Source organism: Streptomyces sp. GESEQ-4 (assembly GCF_017948455.1).
Taxonomy (GTDB): Bacteria; Actinomycetota; Actinomycetes; order Streptomycetales; family Streptomycetaceae; genus Streptomyces.
Map to the genome: position 1 here is coordinate 1 of NZ_JAFFSU010000010.1, position 13,414 is coordinate 13,414.

Below are 13,414 nucleotides of genomic sequence, written 5' to 3' on the forward strand. Positions count from 1 at the left end.
GCGCGGGGGGGGGGGGGGGGGGGGCGGCGGGGGGGGGGGGGGGGTGGGGGGGGGCGGGGGGCGGGGGCGGGGCGGGGGCGGGGGGGGGGGCGGGGGGGGGGCTGGGGGGGGGGGGGGGGGGGGGGGGGGGGCGGGGGGGCGGATGGGATGTGGGGTTGGGGTTCGAGGCCGAAGGTGGTGAAGGCGGTGCGGCGAGGGAGGGGGTAGGTGTCCTTGCCGGTGAGGGAATTGAGGATGGTGGCGCTGCGCCAGGCGGCGAGGCCGAGGTCGGGGGTGCCTACGCCGTGGGTGTGGTGTTCGGCGTTCTGGATGTAGACGTGGCAGCCGGAGGCGGTGACGGCGGGGTCGAGGACGAGGCGGGAGTGTTCGTCGATGCGGGGGCGTTCGCGGCTGTCGCGGTGCAGGTAGGGGTCGAGGCCGGCGAGGAGGCGGTCGAGGGGGCGTTCGCGGTAGCCGGTGGCGAGGACGACGGCGTCGGTGGTGAGGCGGGAGCGGGTGTTCTGCTGGGTGTGTTCGAGGTGGAGTTCGACTTTGGTGGTGGCGACGCGTCCTGCGGTGCGGACGCGGACGCCGGGGGTGAGGACGGCGTCGGGCCAGCCGCCGTGCAGGGTGCGGCGGTAGAGCTCGTCGTGGATGGCGGCGATGGTGTCGGTGTCGATGCCTTTGTGGAGCTGCCATTGGGAGCTGACGAGGCGGTCGCGGACGGGTTCGGCGAGGGCGTGGAAGTAGCGGGTGTAGTCGGGGGTGAAGTGTTCGAGGCCGAGTTTGGAGTACTCCATGGGGGCGAAGGCTTCGGTGCGGCCGAGCCAGTGGAGTTGTTCGCGGCCGGCGGGGCGGTGGCGGAGCAGGTCGAGGAAGATTTCGGCGCCGGACTGTCCTGAGCCGATGACGGTGACGTGTTCGGCGGCGAGCAGGGTGTCGCGATGGTCGGTGTAGTCGGCGGCGTGGATGACGGGGACGGCGGGTGCGTCGACGAGGGGTTTGAGTGGTTCGGGGATGTGGGGTTCGGTGCCGATGCCGAGGACGATGTTGCGTGTGTAGGTGCGGCCGAGGGCGTCGGCTTCGCCGTCGGCGTCGAGTTTGGTGAAGTCGACTTCGAAGACGTCGCGTTCGGGGTTGAAGCGGACGGCGTCGACTTGGTGGCCGAAGTGGAGTGCGGGGAGGTTGTCGGCGACCCAGCGGCAGTAGGCGTCGTATTCGGCGCGCTGGATGTGGAAGCGCTCGGCGAAGTAGAAGGGGAAGAGCCGGTCGCGGGCCTTGAGGTAGTTGAGGAAGGTCCAGGGGCTGGCGGGGTCGGCGAGGGTCACCAGGTCGGCGAGGAAGGGGACTTGGATGGTGGCGCCGTCGATGAGCAGGCCGGGGTGCCAGGCGAAGGTGGGGCGTTGGTCGTAGAAGACGGTGTCGAGTTCGGCGCGGGGGTGGGCGAGGGCGGCGAGGGAGAGGTTGAAGGGGCCGATGCCGATGCCGACGAGGTCGCGGGTGGTGTCGGGCTCGTGGCGTGGGGGGTTGGTCATCGGGGGGTGGTTCCTTCCACGAGTTTCAGGAGCCCGGCGAGGTCGCTTGGCCGGGTGGCGGGGTTGAGGAGCGTTGCTTTGAGCCACAGTCGGCCGTCGAGGCGTGCTCGGCCGAGGACGGCCAGGCCGTCGGTGAGGAGTTGTCGGCGTACGGCGGCGACGGCGTCGTCGGTGGCTGTGGTGGGCCGGAACAGGACGGTGCTGAGGGTGGGTGTGTCGTAGAGCTCGTAGCCGGGGTGTTCCTGGACGAGTGCGGCGAATTCGCGGGCGCGGTCGCAGATGTGGTCGATGAGTGTGCCGAGTCCGGTGCGGCCGAGGGTTTTGAGGGTGACGGCGATTTTGAGGGCGTCGGGGCGGCGGGTGGTGCGCAGGGAGCGGCCGAGCAGGTCGGGGAGGCCGGCTTCGGTGTCGTCGTCGGCGTTGAGGTAGTCGGCGTGGTGGTGCAGGGCTGCGAGGTCGCGGGTGTCCTTGACGGCGAGGACTCCGGCGGGGACCGGTTGCCAGCCGAGTTTGTGCAGGTCGAGGGTGACGGTGTCGGCGGCTGCCAGTCCGGTGAGTTTGGCGCGGTGGCGGTGGCTGAACAGGAGGGGGCCGCCGTAGGCCGCGTCGATGTGGAGTCGTGCGCCGTGGGTTCGGCAGAGTGCGGCGATGTCCGGGAGGGGGTCGATGAGTCCGGCATCGGTGGTGCCCGCGGTGGCTGCTACGACGATCGGGGCGGGGAGTGCGGTGAGGGCTTGGTCGAGGGCGGCGGGGTCGAGGGTGCCGGCGGGGGCGGGTACGACGACGGGGTCGGGCAGGCCGAGCAGCCAGGCGGCGCGGGGCAGCGTGTGGTGGGCGTTGGCGCCGACGACCAGCCGCACGCTCGGGCCGTGTGCTTCGCGGGCGAGGAGGAGGGCGAGTTGGTTGGATTCGGTGCCGCCGGTGGTGATGAGGGCGTCGGGGTGGTGCTGTGCGGTGTGGGCTGCGGGCCGGTGGGGGCCGTTCGCGCAGTTCCTCGCGTCCGGGTAGACCTCGTTGGCGAGTGCTCGTGTCACCAGTTCCTCCAGCTCCGACGCGGCCGGTGCCTGGTCCCACGAGTCCATCGACGGATTGAGGGCGGACACGGCGAGGTCGGCGGCGGTGGCGACGGCGAGGGGTGGGCAGTGGAGGTGGGCGGCGCACAGGGGGTGCGCGGGGTCGGCGGCTCCTTCGGCGACGGCTTGCACGAGAACGCGCAGGGCGTCCGGGTCGCCCTCGTCGGGCAGTACGTCGCCCACCGCGTCCCGCACGCGCGCGGCGACCGCGTCCGGGCCTCCCGCGGGCAGCGGGCCGCTTCGGGCCCGCTCGCCGGCGTGGAGCGCGTCGAGGACGGTGTCGAGCAGTGGCCGCAGGGCGTGGGGGCCCTCGGGTCCTGAGGCGAGGCGGGTCCGAGGAAGTGGGAGTGCGTTCCCGCGTCGTTCGGTGCGTGCTCTCGGCGTGCCGGGCGAAGGCTCTACTTGGGCCTTTGGCTGGTGCGGCGAGAGTGCGTGCCGGGCGGCGTGGGGGCGTGCTGGCACTTCCTCGGGGTCGCCTTGGGGCAGCAGCGTGCTCATGGGTGTCCTCCGGGCGCCGGGCAGAGGGGGTTCCAGCTTGTACGCGGTTGCGTGGTGGCGCCCGAAAAGCCCAACGATCGGAACCCGTATGGGGGTACTTCCGTGCGGGGAAAACGTGTTGGGTGTGTCGGAGTTGCGAGGTGCGGGTTCCTATGCCTCCCGGACCCGCAAGGCCCGTGCCAGGTCGTCGAGCTGGTCGACCAGTTTGCGGCGCAGGGCGGGGATGGGGTCGCCGTCGCGCAGGCAGGTCTCGCCCAGACGCAGGGTGTCGGCGTCGACGGCGTGGACGGGGAAGGCCCAGCGGCCGGCGGCTTCGGCGATGGCGGGACCGCGGCGGGCGGCCACGGCGACGGCGTCCGCGTAGTAGCGCGGCACGTACTCCCGTACGAGGTCGGCCTGTTCGGGCTGCCAGAAGCCCCGGGCGGTTGCTGTGAAGAGGTAGTTGGAGAGGTCGTCGGTGGCGAACATCGCCTCCCAGGCCGTGCGCTTGGCGTCCGGGTCGGGCAGGGCGGCCCGGCAGCGGGCGGCGCCTTCCTGGCCGGTGGCGCTGGGGTCGCGGTCCAGTTCGGCGGCGATGGCCGATTCGTCGGTGGCGCCGAGGACGGCGAGGCGGGCCAGGACGCGCCAGCGCAGCTCGGGGTCGAGTTCGGGGCCGCCGGGCACGGTGCCGTCGGCGAGCCAGGCGGCGATGGTGTCGGGCTGGGCGGCGACGTCGATGAAGTGGCGTACGGCGATCAGGCGCAGGCCGGGGTGGTCGCCGTCCTCGGTGCGGCGCATCAGGTCGCGGCAGAGGTCGGAGAGGGTGGTCAGCGCGGCGGGCCGCTGCTCGGGGGTGAGGTAGCGGTCGGCGATCTGGCCGGCGGCGAAGGCGAGGACGCCCTGGACGATGGCGAGGTCGGTTTCGTGCGGGAGGTGGGCGCGGGCCGCTTCGAGGTAGGCGGTGGCGGGCTTCGCGGGTTCGGCGGTCTTCCCCGGGTGGGCGCTGACGCCGTCGCGTACGGCGTCCCTGAGGGCGTTCCAGACGACGGCTCGGGTGAGGGGGTCGGGCAGGCCGGACAGGCCGGCGTGCACGGCCTGGAAGGAGTCGGTGTCGAAGCGGACCTTGGCGTAGCTGAGGTCGCCGTCGTTGAGCAGGAGCAGTGCGGGGCGTTTGCCGATGGGCCGGGTGTCGGTCTGCGGGATGTCGAGGTCGAGGCGTTCGCGCAGGGTGAGGCGGCCTTCGTCGGTGAGGTCGAGGTCGTAGAGGCCGACGGCGATGTGGTGGGGGCGGCTGCCGGCGTGGTCGACGGTGAGGGTGCAGGTGCCGTCGTCGCCGGGGGTGATGTGGGGGGTGAGGGTGTCGACGCCGGTGGTGCGCAGCCAGGTGTCGGCCCAGGCGTGGACGTCGCGGTCGGTGGTGGCGGCGAGGGAGTCGATGAAGTCGGCGAGTGCGGCGTTGGCGAACTTGTGGCGGGCGAAGTGGGTGTTGATGCCGGCGAGGAAGTCCTTCTCGCCGAGCCAGGCGACGAGTTGGCGTAGTGCGGAGGCGCCCTTGGCGTAGGAGATGCCGTCGAAGTTGAGGAGGGCGGAGGCGGTGTCGTCGACGGCTTCGGGGGCGACGGGGTGGGTGGAGGGGCGCTGGTCGGCGTCGTAGCCCCAGGCCTTGCGGTTGACGCCGAACTCGACCCAGGTGTCCGTGAATCGGGTTGCTTCGATGAGGGTCTGGTAGCCCATGTACTCGGCGAAGGACTCGTTGAGCCAGATGTCGTCCCACCAGCGGAGGGTGACGAGGTCGCCGAACCACATGTGGGCCATCTCGTGGGCGATGACCATGGCGCGGGTCTGCCGCTCGGTGTCGGTGACGGCGGAGCGGTAGACGAACTCGTCGCGGAAGGTGACCAGTCCGGGGTTCTCCATGGCGCCGGCGTTGAACTCGGGGACGAATGCCTGGTCGTAGGAGTCGAAGGGGTAGGGCTCTTCGAACTTCTCGTGGTAGCGGTCGTAGCACGCGCGCGTGATCTCGAGGAGTTCCTCGGCGTCGGTGTCGAGGTGGGGGGCGAGGGAGCGGCGGCAGTGCAGGCCGAAGGGCAGGCCGCGGTGTTCGGTGCGCACGGAGTGCCAGGGGCCGGCGGCGACGGCGACGAGGTAGGTGGAGATCAGCGGGGTGGGGGCCGCCTTCCACAGGCCGTCGCCCTGGTGCTCGGTGATGCCGTTGGCGAGGACGGTCCAGCCTTCGGGGGCCTTGATCGACAGGTCGAAGACGGCCTTGAGGTCGGGCTGGTCGAAGGCGGCGAAGACGCGCTGGACGTCGTCCATGAACAGCTGGGTGTAGACGTAGGTCTCGCCGTCGGTGGGGTCGGTGAAGCGGTGCATGCCCTCGCCGGTGCGGGAGTAGCGCATGCCGGCGTCGATGTGCAGTACGTGCTCGCCCGGGGTGAGGTCCTTGAGGGGCAGCCGGTTCTCGTCCAGGGTGTCCAGGTCGAGGTGGCGTCCGTCCAGGCGGGCATTGCGCAGCTCAGCGGGCTTGAGCTCGACGAAGGTGTCCGAGGCCTCGAGATCGCTCCGTACCGTGAAGTGGATGACGGTGACGGAGTCGAAGAGCTCCTCGCCTCGCGTCAGATCGAGTTCGATCTGGTAGCGGTGGACGTCGAGAAGCCGGGCACGGGTCTGCGCTTCGTCGCGCGTGAGTACGGACATGCAGGCCATGCTGCCTGATGCCACTGACAACAGACAGGCTCGGATCGGTAACGCGGCCTATGTCCGGTCCTGTTCGAGTTTTCCGGTTTGGGTGCCTGGGGGCCGCTGGTTCGGTACGTGGGCGTCGGGGTGGGGCAGTGCGGGCCGCGGGGGGTGGTCCTGGACGAGGGCGCGCAGTGCGCGGACCTCGCGTTCGAGGGCGAGGTGGCGCTGGTGGGCGTCGTACAGGTAGCGGACCTTGGTGCGCAGGGCCCAGGGGTCGATGGGTTTCATGACGAGGTCGGCGACGCCGAGTCCGAAGGCGGTGGAGGTCAGTTCGTGGTCGGCGTCGAAGCCGGTGAGCAGGATGACGGGGATGTGCTGGGTCTGTTCCACGCGCCGCATGTAGCGGACCACGTCGAGGCCGCTGACGCCGGGCATGCGCACATCGAGCAGGAGGAGGCCGACCCGGCCGCGGAGCACCTGCTTGAGTGCCTCGTCGCCGCTGGTGGCGCGGGCCAGCAGATAGCCCAGCGGCGCCAGGGCGCTCTCCAGTGCGTAGAGCGTGTCCTTGTGATCGTCGACGATGAGGATCTTGGATTCCGACGGCATGGCCCGGCGTCCCTCCCGCGTGGACAACCAGCTTATGTCCGGGCGCTGACGGGGCGTGCTCGTCAGCTGACAAGGAGTGCACAGCGCAGCATGCCGCGCGCGGGCGCGCATGTCACGCCCCGGGGAGCGAAGGGCGAGGTCAATCGGCCGCCGGCGTAGAGCCGTTCACCGTGTCCTCGGCGATGATCTCGTGGTGTCTGATCACTTCGCCGATGATGAAATTGAGGAACTTCTCAGCAAAGGCGGGGTCCAGCTTGGCGCTCTCGGCGAGCGCGCGCAGCCGGGCGATCTGCCGGGCCTCGCGGGCGGGATCGGCGGGCGGCAGCTGGTGGGCGGCTTTGAGGTGGCCGACCTGCTGGGTGCATTTGAAGCGTTCGGCGAGCATGTGGACGACGGCCGCGTCGATGTTGTCGATGCTGTCGCGCAGCCGGGCGAGTTCCTCGCGGACGGCGGGGTCGACGTCACCGGTCGAGGTGTTGCTGGTGGTCATGGGCGAAACCCTACGGGGCACCCGGGCCGCGGCCCGAAGGGGCGCGGGGAACTGCGCGACCAGCCACGACGGCGCCGCAGACGAAAGACGGCCCAACTGCGTGCTTCCAGCGGAGCGCTCAGCGCGGGCGTTCGATGACGGGTGGGTCGTCGGGGTCGGGGATGCGGTCGCTCCAGCCGCCGGGGACGGTGCGGCCCTCCTGGGCGCGGAAGCGGATGGGGGCCATGCCGACGCGGCGGGTGAACAGGCGGGAGAAGTAGGCGGGGTCGTCGTAGCCGACGCGGCGGGCGACGGCGGCGACGGGCAGTTCGGTGGCGGCGAGGAGTTCCTTGGCGCGGCCCAGGCGGATGCCGAGCAGGTAGTCCTTGGGGCTGCAGCCGGCCACGCGGCGGACGGCGGTGCGCAGTTCGGCGGTGGTCATGCCGTGCCGGGCGGCGTGATCGGCGACCGACATCGGCTGACAGGCGTCGCGGGCGAGCGCCTTGAGGACCTGGTTTCCGGCGGGGGTCAGGTCGGCGCGGGCGCGGCGCAGGGCGACGAGGAGTTCGTGGACGGCGGCGCCGGTCTCCACTTCCAGGAGCGGGTTGTCGCGGCGGGCGGCGCGCACGATGCGGGCGATGACGGCGCGCGGTCCGGTGGCGTCCGCGAGGGGCACCACGGGGCGGCCGGGTTCGATGTAGCCGAGTTCGGTGTAGGTGGCGGTGGCGGGCCCGGCGAAGCCGACGAAGCCCTCGTCCCATCCGGTGTCGGGGTCGGGCCCGTAGTGGTGCGGGACGCCGGGTGTGAGCCACAGCAGGGCGGGCGCGGTGACGGTGGTACGGCGGCCGTCGGGTGCGGCGTACCAGCCGCCGCCGGTGCTGATCACGACGGCGACGTGGCTGTCGAGGGTGCGCGGTCCGACGGTGGGCAGGGCGCCGTACTGGAGGCCGACGCCGAGGCAGACCAGGCCGAGCCGGTGGTGGGCAGGGCCGGGCGTGAAGAACCGCATCCAGGTGTGGTACATCCGCGGCCGACTCCGCTCCGTGTCGTGTACGTCCAGGTCGTGTGCGTCCAAGTCGTGTACGTCCAAGTCGTGTGCGTCCAGGTCATTTGTGTCCCGGTCGCTTACGTCCCGGTCGTTTCCGTCCAACCAGCGCCGATCTTTGTCCATGGACGTGATCGCCGCCAGGGGTGAGGGTGACGGCATGAGCGACTTCACGGTGGGGGACACGGATTTCCTGTTGGACGGGCGGCCGGTGCGGTTGCTGTCCGGTGCGCTGCACTACTTCCGCGTGCACGAGGAGCAGTGGGGGCACCGGCTGGCGATGCTGCGGGCGATGGGCCTGAACTGTGTGGAGACATACGTCCCGTGGAATCTGCATGAGCCCGGTCCCGGCCGTTTCCGGGACGTGGGTGCGCTGGGCCGTTTCCTGGACGCGGCGCGGGAGGCGGGCCTGTGGGCGATCGTGCGGCCGGGGCCGTACATCTGCGCCGAGTGGGAGAACGGCGGGCTGCCGCACTGGGCGCCGGGGCATGCACGCACGCGTGACGAGCGTTTTCTGCGTCCCGTGGAGCGCTGGTTCGGCCGGCTGCTTGAGGAGGTCGTGCCCCGGCAGATCGACCGGGGCGGCCCGGTGATCATGGTGCAGGTGGAGAACGAGTACGGCAGCTACGGCTCGGACGCGGAGTATCTGCGCCTGCTCGCCGAGCTGCTGCGGGACCAGGGTGTCACGGTGCCGTTGTTCACCTCGGACGGCCCGGAGGACCACATGCTCTCCGGCGGCTCCGTGCCCGGTGTCCTCGCCACGGTCAATTTCGGCTCCCACGCGCGCGTGGCGTTCGAGACGCTGCGTAGGCACCGCCCCGAGGGTCCGCTGATGTGCATGGAGTTCTGGTGCGGCTGGTTCGACCACTGGGGCGGGCAGCACACCGTGCGCGACGCCCAGAATGTGGCCGAATCCCTGCGCGAGATCCTGGAGTGCGGTGCCTCCGTCAACATCTACATGGCGCACGGCGGCACCAACTTCGCCGGCTGGGCGGGCGCCAACCGGGGCGGCGGCGACATGCACGACGGGCCGCTGGAGCCGGACGTCACCTCCTACGACTACGACGCGCCGATCGACGAGTACGGCCGCCCCACGGAGAAGTTCTGGCGCCTGCGCGAGGTGCTCGCCGAGTACGCCGACGGTCCCCTGCTCGAACCGCCGCCGACGCCTGAGCCGTTGGGCGCCCCGGCCGACGTGGACCTCGCGGGCTGGGCGCCCCTGAGTGCCGTACTGGAGACGCTCGGCGGCCCGGAGACCACCTCTCCCCTCCCGCCGTCCTTCGAGGAGCTGGATGTCGACCGGGGGCTCGTGCGGTACGAGGTCGCCGTGCCGGGGCCGCGGCAGCCGTATCCGTTGATCGCGCGCGGGCTGCGGGATGTGGCGGTGGTGTACGTCGACGGGGAGCGGGCCGGGGTGCTCACCGAGGGCGACGAGCAGCTGAAGGAGCCGGTTGCCGGGCACGCGCGCGTGGAGCTGTGGGTGGAGTCCTTGGGGAGGGTCAATTACGGGCCGCGGTCCGGGGAGCCCAAGGGCATCACCGGGGGCATCCTGCACGAGCGGCAGTTTCTGCACGGGGTACGCGCGCGTGCGCTGCGCCTGGACGCCTTCGACGCGGGCGTGGACGGCGTGCCCTTCGAGCTGCCGTCCGGGGCGGGTGCCCCCGGCCTGTACCGGGGTACCGTCACGGTCCGCGGCGCCGGGGACGCCTGCCTGGAGCTGCCGGGCTGGACGCGCGGGTTCGTGTGGATCAACGGCTTCAACCTCGGGCGTTACTGGTCCGCGGGCCCACAGCACACGCTGTACGTCCCCGGGCCGGTGCTGCGGGAGGGCGGCAACGAGGTGTGGGTGCTGGAGTTCGAGGGGCCGTCGCCGGATGCCGGGCTCCGCCTGATGTCCGACCCGCGAAACCCGCTCAGACCCTCGTAGAGTGGAATCGGGTCAGGGCGTCTTGGGGGTACGGCGTGGCGAACGACGGACCGGTCGAGCACGGCTACCCACACCTGGAGACGGTGCGGGAGTCGATCACCGCGCTCTACAAGCGGCTGTCGTACGACACCATCCAGACGTTCGCGACCAGTGTGGCCCCCGTCGACGTGGCGTTCTGCGACACCGACGACCTGCATCTGGGCGCCCAGCGAGTGGCCCGGGAGCTGGTGCGGCACTACCGGCTCCCGGACGCCCGCGTGATCGTCAGCTTCCGTGAGATGAAGCACGCCGCGAACGTCGAACTCGCCGCGGGCCCGGAGTACTTCGTCGAGCTGAACGACCGCTTCCGCACCCACCGGCGGGACATCGGCGCGGCCCTCGCCCACGAGATCATGCATGTCTATCTGCACCGCCTCGACCTGTCGTTCCCGGGCACCCGCGACAACGAGATCCTCACCGACACCGCGACCACGTATCTGGGCGCCGGCTGGCTGCTCCTCGACGCCTACCGGGAAGACGCGGCATCGTCGCAGAAGCTCGGCTATCTGACACCGGAGGAGTTCGGGTACGTCCTGGCCAAGCGCGCCCTGGTGTTCGGCGAGGATCCGTCCGTGTGGTTCACCAGTCCGCAGGCCTACACCGCGTACACGAAGGGCATGGTCCAGGCCCGCCACGACGAGCAGCAGCCCCCACTGACAGCGGCCGGCTGGGCGGGCCGCCGCCGCTACGCCCGCGACCGCCGCCACGTCCACGGCCCCCAGCCCGGCGTCCCGTACACCTTCAGCCCCGACGGCGGCGGCCACCTCCGCGTCACGTTCCCCTGCCCAACCTGCCACCAGCGGATCAGGGTGCCGGTGCGGGGGCGGATGCGGGCGCGGTGTTCTTTGTGCCGGACGGTGCTGGAGTGCGATACGTGAGCACTGCGCTGGCAGGTTCTTCGTCTGCGGGTCCGTTGAGGCTGGTCGCGCAGTTCCCCGCGCCCCTTCGGGGCGCTGATCTACGCCCCGTATACCGCGCCCGGCCTCTCCGCCCGCGTCAACAGCTTCAGTACCGTCTCCCCCACCTCCCCCGCACCCCACCGCGCCCCCTTGTCGGCGGTCGGTCCCGGGCGCCAGCCCTCCATGACCGTGATCCTGCCGCCCTCCGCCTCGAAGACCCGCCCGGTCACCCCCGCGCTCCCCGCCGAGCCCAGCCAGACCACCAGCGGCGAGACGTTCTCCGGGGCCATCGTGTCGAAGCCGGCGTCCGGTGCCGCCATGGTCTCGGCGAAGGTGCGTTCAGTCATTCGCGTGCGGGCCGCGGGGGCGATCGCGTTGACCTGAACCCCGTAGCGCCCCAGCTCGGCCGCGGCGACCAGTGTCAGACCGACGATTCCGGCCTTCGCCGCGCTGTAGTTGCCCTGTCCGACCGAGCCGAGCAGGCCTGCACCGCTGCTGGTGTTGACGATCCGCGCGTCGGGCAGACGGCCCGCCTTGGCCTCGGCGCGCCAGTGCGCAGCGGCGTGCTTCAGCGGCAGGAAGTGACCCTTGAGGTGGACGCGTACGACGGCGTCCCAGTCGTCCTCGTCCAGGTTGACCAGCATCCGGTCGCGCAGGAAGCCCGCGTTGTTGACGAGGGTGTCGAGCCTGCCGTAGGTCTCCAGGGCGGTCCGGATCAGTGCGGCGGCGCCGTCGGTCGTGGCGATGTCGCCGCCGTGCGCGACCGCCTCGCCGCCCGCCGCGCGGATCTCGTCGACGACCTGGCCGGCGGGGCTGTCGGGGCCCGGTGTGCCGTCCAGGCCGACGCCGAGGTCGTTGACGACGACCCGCGCGCCCTCGGCGGCGAACGCCAGCGCGTGGGCGCGGCCGAGGCCACGGCCCGCGCCGGTGACGATCACGACGCGTCCGTCGCAGATTCCGGTCATGGTGCGTCTCCTTGTCGACTCATCGCTCTTGTCTCCCCGGCGCTCATCTCACGTCTCTTTGTTGGCGGTTGCGGCGTCCAGGAAGGCGGGCCGCTCTCCTCCCCCGTGCACCAGCAGGCTCGCCCCGCTGATGTAGGCGGCAGCGTCGGAAGCGAGGAAGACCGCGGCGGCGCCGACGTCGGCGGGATCGGCGAGGCGGCCGAGCGGGACGGTGCGGCCGACCGCTTCGATGCCGTCGTCGCCGCCGTAGTGCAGGTGGGACAGCTCCGTGCGGACCATGCCGACGACGAGGGTGTTGACGCGGACCTCCGGCGCCCACTCCACGGCCATGGACCGGGCGAGGCTCGCCAGGCCCGCCTTGGCCGCGCCGTACGCCGCCGTGCCGGGTGAGGGGCGGTCGCCGCTGACGCTGCCGATCATGACGACGGCGCCACGGGACCGCTTGAGGTGCCCGTACGCGGCGAGGGAGGCGGTCAGTGGAGCGATCAGGTTCAGCTCGACGACCCGTGCGTGCCGCTCGGCGTCCGCGTCGGCCAGCCGCCGGAAGGGGCTGCCGCCCGCGTTGTTGACCAGTACGTCGAGCCGGGGCAGTCCGCCGAAGAAGGCGCGCACGGCGTCCGGGTCCCGCAGGTCCACGGGCACGAACTCGGTTCCCTCGACGGGGACTTCGGGTGGCCTGCGTGCGCAGGTGACGACCTCCGCGCCCGCCTCGACGAACGCCTTCGCGATGCCCGCGCCGACGCCGCGGGTGCCGCCGGTGACGACGGCGAGGCGGCCGCCGAGGGGCCGGTCGCGGGGATGGCCGGAGTTTTCCACAGGGTCTGGCGCTTGGTTTTCCACAGGGCCTCCCGCCGCGATCCGCCTGCTGCTAGCTTCGAAGCCTCACACCTAACAAATGTTTGGTGGAAAGGCAGCTGAGTGCGAAGGTAGCTGATGCGTCCATGGGTGTCTCCACCTCGTCCCCGGAAAAAGGGTCCGAAAAAGACGGAATCGCCGTTGTCACAGTCGACTTCCCGCCGGTGAACGCCCTTCCGGTGGACGGCTGGTTCGCACTGGCCGACGCGGTGCGCGCGGCCGGCCGTGACCCGGAGGTGCGGTGCGTTGTGCTGGCCGCCGAGGGGCGGGGATTCAACGCGGGCGTGGACATCAAGGAGATACAGGCGCGCGGGCAGAGCGCGCTGGTCGGCGCCAACCGGGGCTGCTTCGCGGCGTTCTCGGCGGTGTACGAGTGCGAGGTGCCCGTGGTGGCGGCGGTGCAGGGCTTCTGCCTGGGAGGGGGCATCGGTCTTGTGGGGAACGCGGATGTGATCGTGGCGAGCGAGGACGCCGCTTTCGGGCTGCCCGAGCTGGACCGTGGAGCGCTGGGCGCAGCCACCCACCTGGCCCGGCTGGTCCCGCAGCACCTGATGCGCGCCCTGTACTACACCTCGCGGACGGCGACGGCGGCCGAGCTGCACGCGCACGGCTCGGTGTGGCGGGTGGTGCCCCGCGAGGAACTCCCTTCCGCCGCCCTGGAGCTGGCCCGCGAGATAGCCGCGAAGGACGGGGAGCTGCTCCGGCTGGCCAAGGCCGCCATCAACGGCATCGACCCGGTGGACGTGCGCCGCAGCTACCGCTTCGAGCAGGGCTTCACCTACGAGGCGAGCGTGAGCGGCGTGGGCGACCGGGTCCGCGACGCCTTTGGAAAGGACGGTGACTGAATGGGCGACACGACGATG

Annotated in this window: 11 protein-coding genes; 3 read left to right on the forward strand and 8 right to left on the reverse strand. The window is 71.6% G+C overall.

Annotation, left to right across the window (positions count from 1 at the left end):
- The 6 genes from KCH48_RS20220 to KCH48_RS20245 all read right to left on the reverse strand — a co-directional run.
- Positions 1–1,514 (reverse strand): lysine N(6)-hydroxylase/L-ornithine N(5)-oxygenase family protein (locus KCH48_RS20220; RefSeq protein WP_210576019.1); only part of this gene is annotated, 1,514 nt, incomplete at its 3' end.
- On the reverse strand, positions 1,511–3,085 hold the full coding sequence (locus tag KCH48_RS20225; protein WP_246885601.1) for an aminotransferase class V-fold PLP-dependent enzyme: 1,575 nt from the start codon (positions 3,083–3,085) through the stop codon (positions 1,511–1,513). The genes KCH48_RS20225 and KCH48_RS20220, both read right to left, overlap by 4 nt.
- Before the next feature lie 150 nt (positions 3,086–3,235).
- On the reverse strand, positions 3,236–5,761 hold the full coding sequence (gene pepN, locus KCH48_RS20230) for an aminopeptidase N (RefSeq protein WP_210576022.1): 2,526 nt from the start codon (positions 5,759–5,761) through the stop codon (positions 3,236–3,238).
- 57 nt (positions 5,762–5,818) lie between these two features.
- A complete protein-coding gene (locus KCH48_RS20235) occupies positions 5,819–6,352 on the reverse strand; it encodes a two-component system response regulator (protein WP_210576024.1) in 534 nt (177 codons plus the stop codon).
- A 139-nt stretch (positions 6,353–6,491) separates the two neighbouring features.
- Positions 6,492–6,842, reverse strand: coding sequence for a chorismate mutase (locus KCH48_RS20240; RefSeq protein ID WP_210576026.1), 351 nt, complete (start codon positions 6,840–6,842; stop codon positions 6,492–6,494).
- A 118-nt stretch (positions 6,843–6,960) separates the two neighbouring features.
- On the reverse strand, positions 6,961–7,845 hold the full coding sequence (locus KCH48_RS20245) for an AraC family transcriptional regulator (protein ID WP_210576303.1): 885 nt from the start codon (positions 7,843–7,845) through the stop codon (positions 6,961–6,963).
- Positions 7,846–8,026: 181 nt separating this feature from the next.
- Here KCH48_RS20245 and KCH48_RS20250 point away from each other — a divergent pair, with 181 nt between their 5' ends.
- Together KCH48_RS20250 and KCH48_RS20255 are read left to right on the forward strand one after the other, a co-directional pair.
- The gene (locus tag KCH48_RS20250; protein ID WP_210576031.1) at positions 8,027–9,793 is read left to right on the forward strand and encodes a beta-galactosidase family protein; all 1,767 of its coding nucleotides are present in this window, start codon (positions 8,027–8,029) and stop codon (positions 9,791–9,793) included.
- A 35-nt stretch (positions 9,794–9,828) separates the two neighbouring features.
- The gene (locus KCH48_RS20255) at positions 9,829–10,710 is read left to right on the forward strand and encodes a hypothetical protein (protein ID WP_210576034.1); all 882 of its coding nucleotides are present in this window, start codon (positions 9,829–9,831) and stop codon (positions 10,708–10,710) included.
- A gap of 80 nt (positions 10,711–10,790) precedes the next feature.
- On the opposite strand, the gene KCH48_RS20260 is transcribed toward KCH48_RS20255, so the two are convergent.
- Positions 10,791–11,696: an SDR family oxidoreductase gene (locus tag KCH48_RS20260; RefSeq protein WP_210576036.1), complete on the reverse strand. Its 906-nt coding sequence runs from the start codon at positions 11,694–11,696 to the stop codon at positions 10,791–10,793.
- A gap of 48 nt (positions 11,697–11,744) precedes the next feature.
- Complete coding sequence (locus KCH48_RS20265) at positions 11,745–12,512, reverse strand: SDR family oxidoreductase (protein WP_210576037.1); 768 nt, start codon at positions 12,510–12,512, stop codon at positions 11,745–11,747.
- Between the two features lie 125 nt (positions 12,513–12,637).
- Between KCH48_RS20265 and KCH48_RS20270 the strand changes: the two genes are divergently transcribed.
- Positions 12,638–13,396, forward strand: a complete 759-nt coding sequence (locus KCH48_RS20270) for an enoyl-CoA hydratase family protein (RefSeq protein WP_210576038.1) — start codon at positions 12,638–12,640, stop codon at positions 13,394–13,396.
- Positions 13,397–13,414: the final 18 nt, after the last annotated feature.

What these genes read in the sequence shown, in the direction of transcription:
- KCH48_RS20225 (WP_246885601.1), bottom strand. Translation starts at nt 3,085, where the DNA reads ATGAGCACGCTGCTGCCCCAAGGCGACCCCGAGGAAGTGCCAGCACGC.
- pepN (WP_210576022.1), bottom strand. Translation starts at nt 5,761, where the DNA reads ATGTCCGTACTCACGCGCGACGAAGCGCAGACCCGTGCCCGGCTTCTC.
- KCH48_RS20235 (WP_210576024.1), bottom strand. Translation starts at nt 6,352, where the DNA reads ATGCCGTCGGAATCCAAGATCCTCATCGTCGACGATCACAAGGACACG.
- KCH48_RS20240 (WP_210576026.1), bottom strand. Translation starts at nt 6,842, where the DNA reads ATGACCACCAGCAACACCTCGACCGGTGACGTCGACCCCGCCGTCCGC.
- KCH48_RS20245 (WP_210576303.1), bottom strand. Translation starts at nt 7,845, where the DNA reads ATGTACCACACCTGGATGCGGTTCTTCACGCCCGGCCCTGCCCACCAC.
- KCH48_RS20250 (WP_210576031.1), top strand. Translation starts at nt 8,027, where the DNA reads ATGAGCGACTTCACGGTGGGGGACACGGATTTCCTGTTGGACGGGCGG.
- KCH48_RS20260 (WP_210576036.1), bottom strand. Translation starts at nt 11,696, where the DNA reads ATGACCGGAATCTGCGACGGACGCGTCGTGATCGTCACCGGCGCGGGC.
- KCH48_RS20270 (WP_210576038.1), top strand. Translation starts at nt 12,638, where the DNA reads ATGGGTGTCTCCACCTCGTCCCCGGAAAAAGGGTCCGAAAAAGACGGA.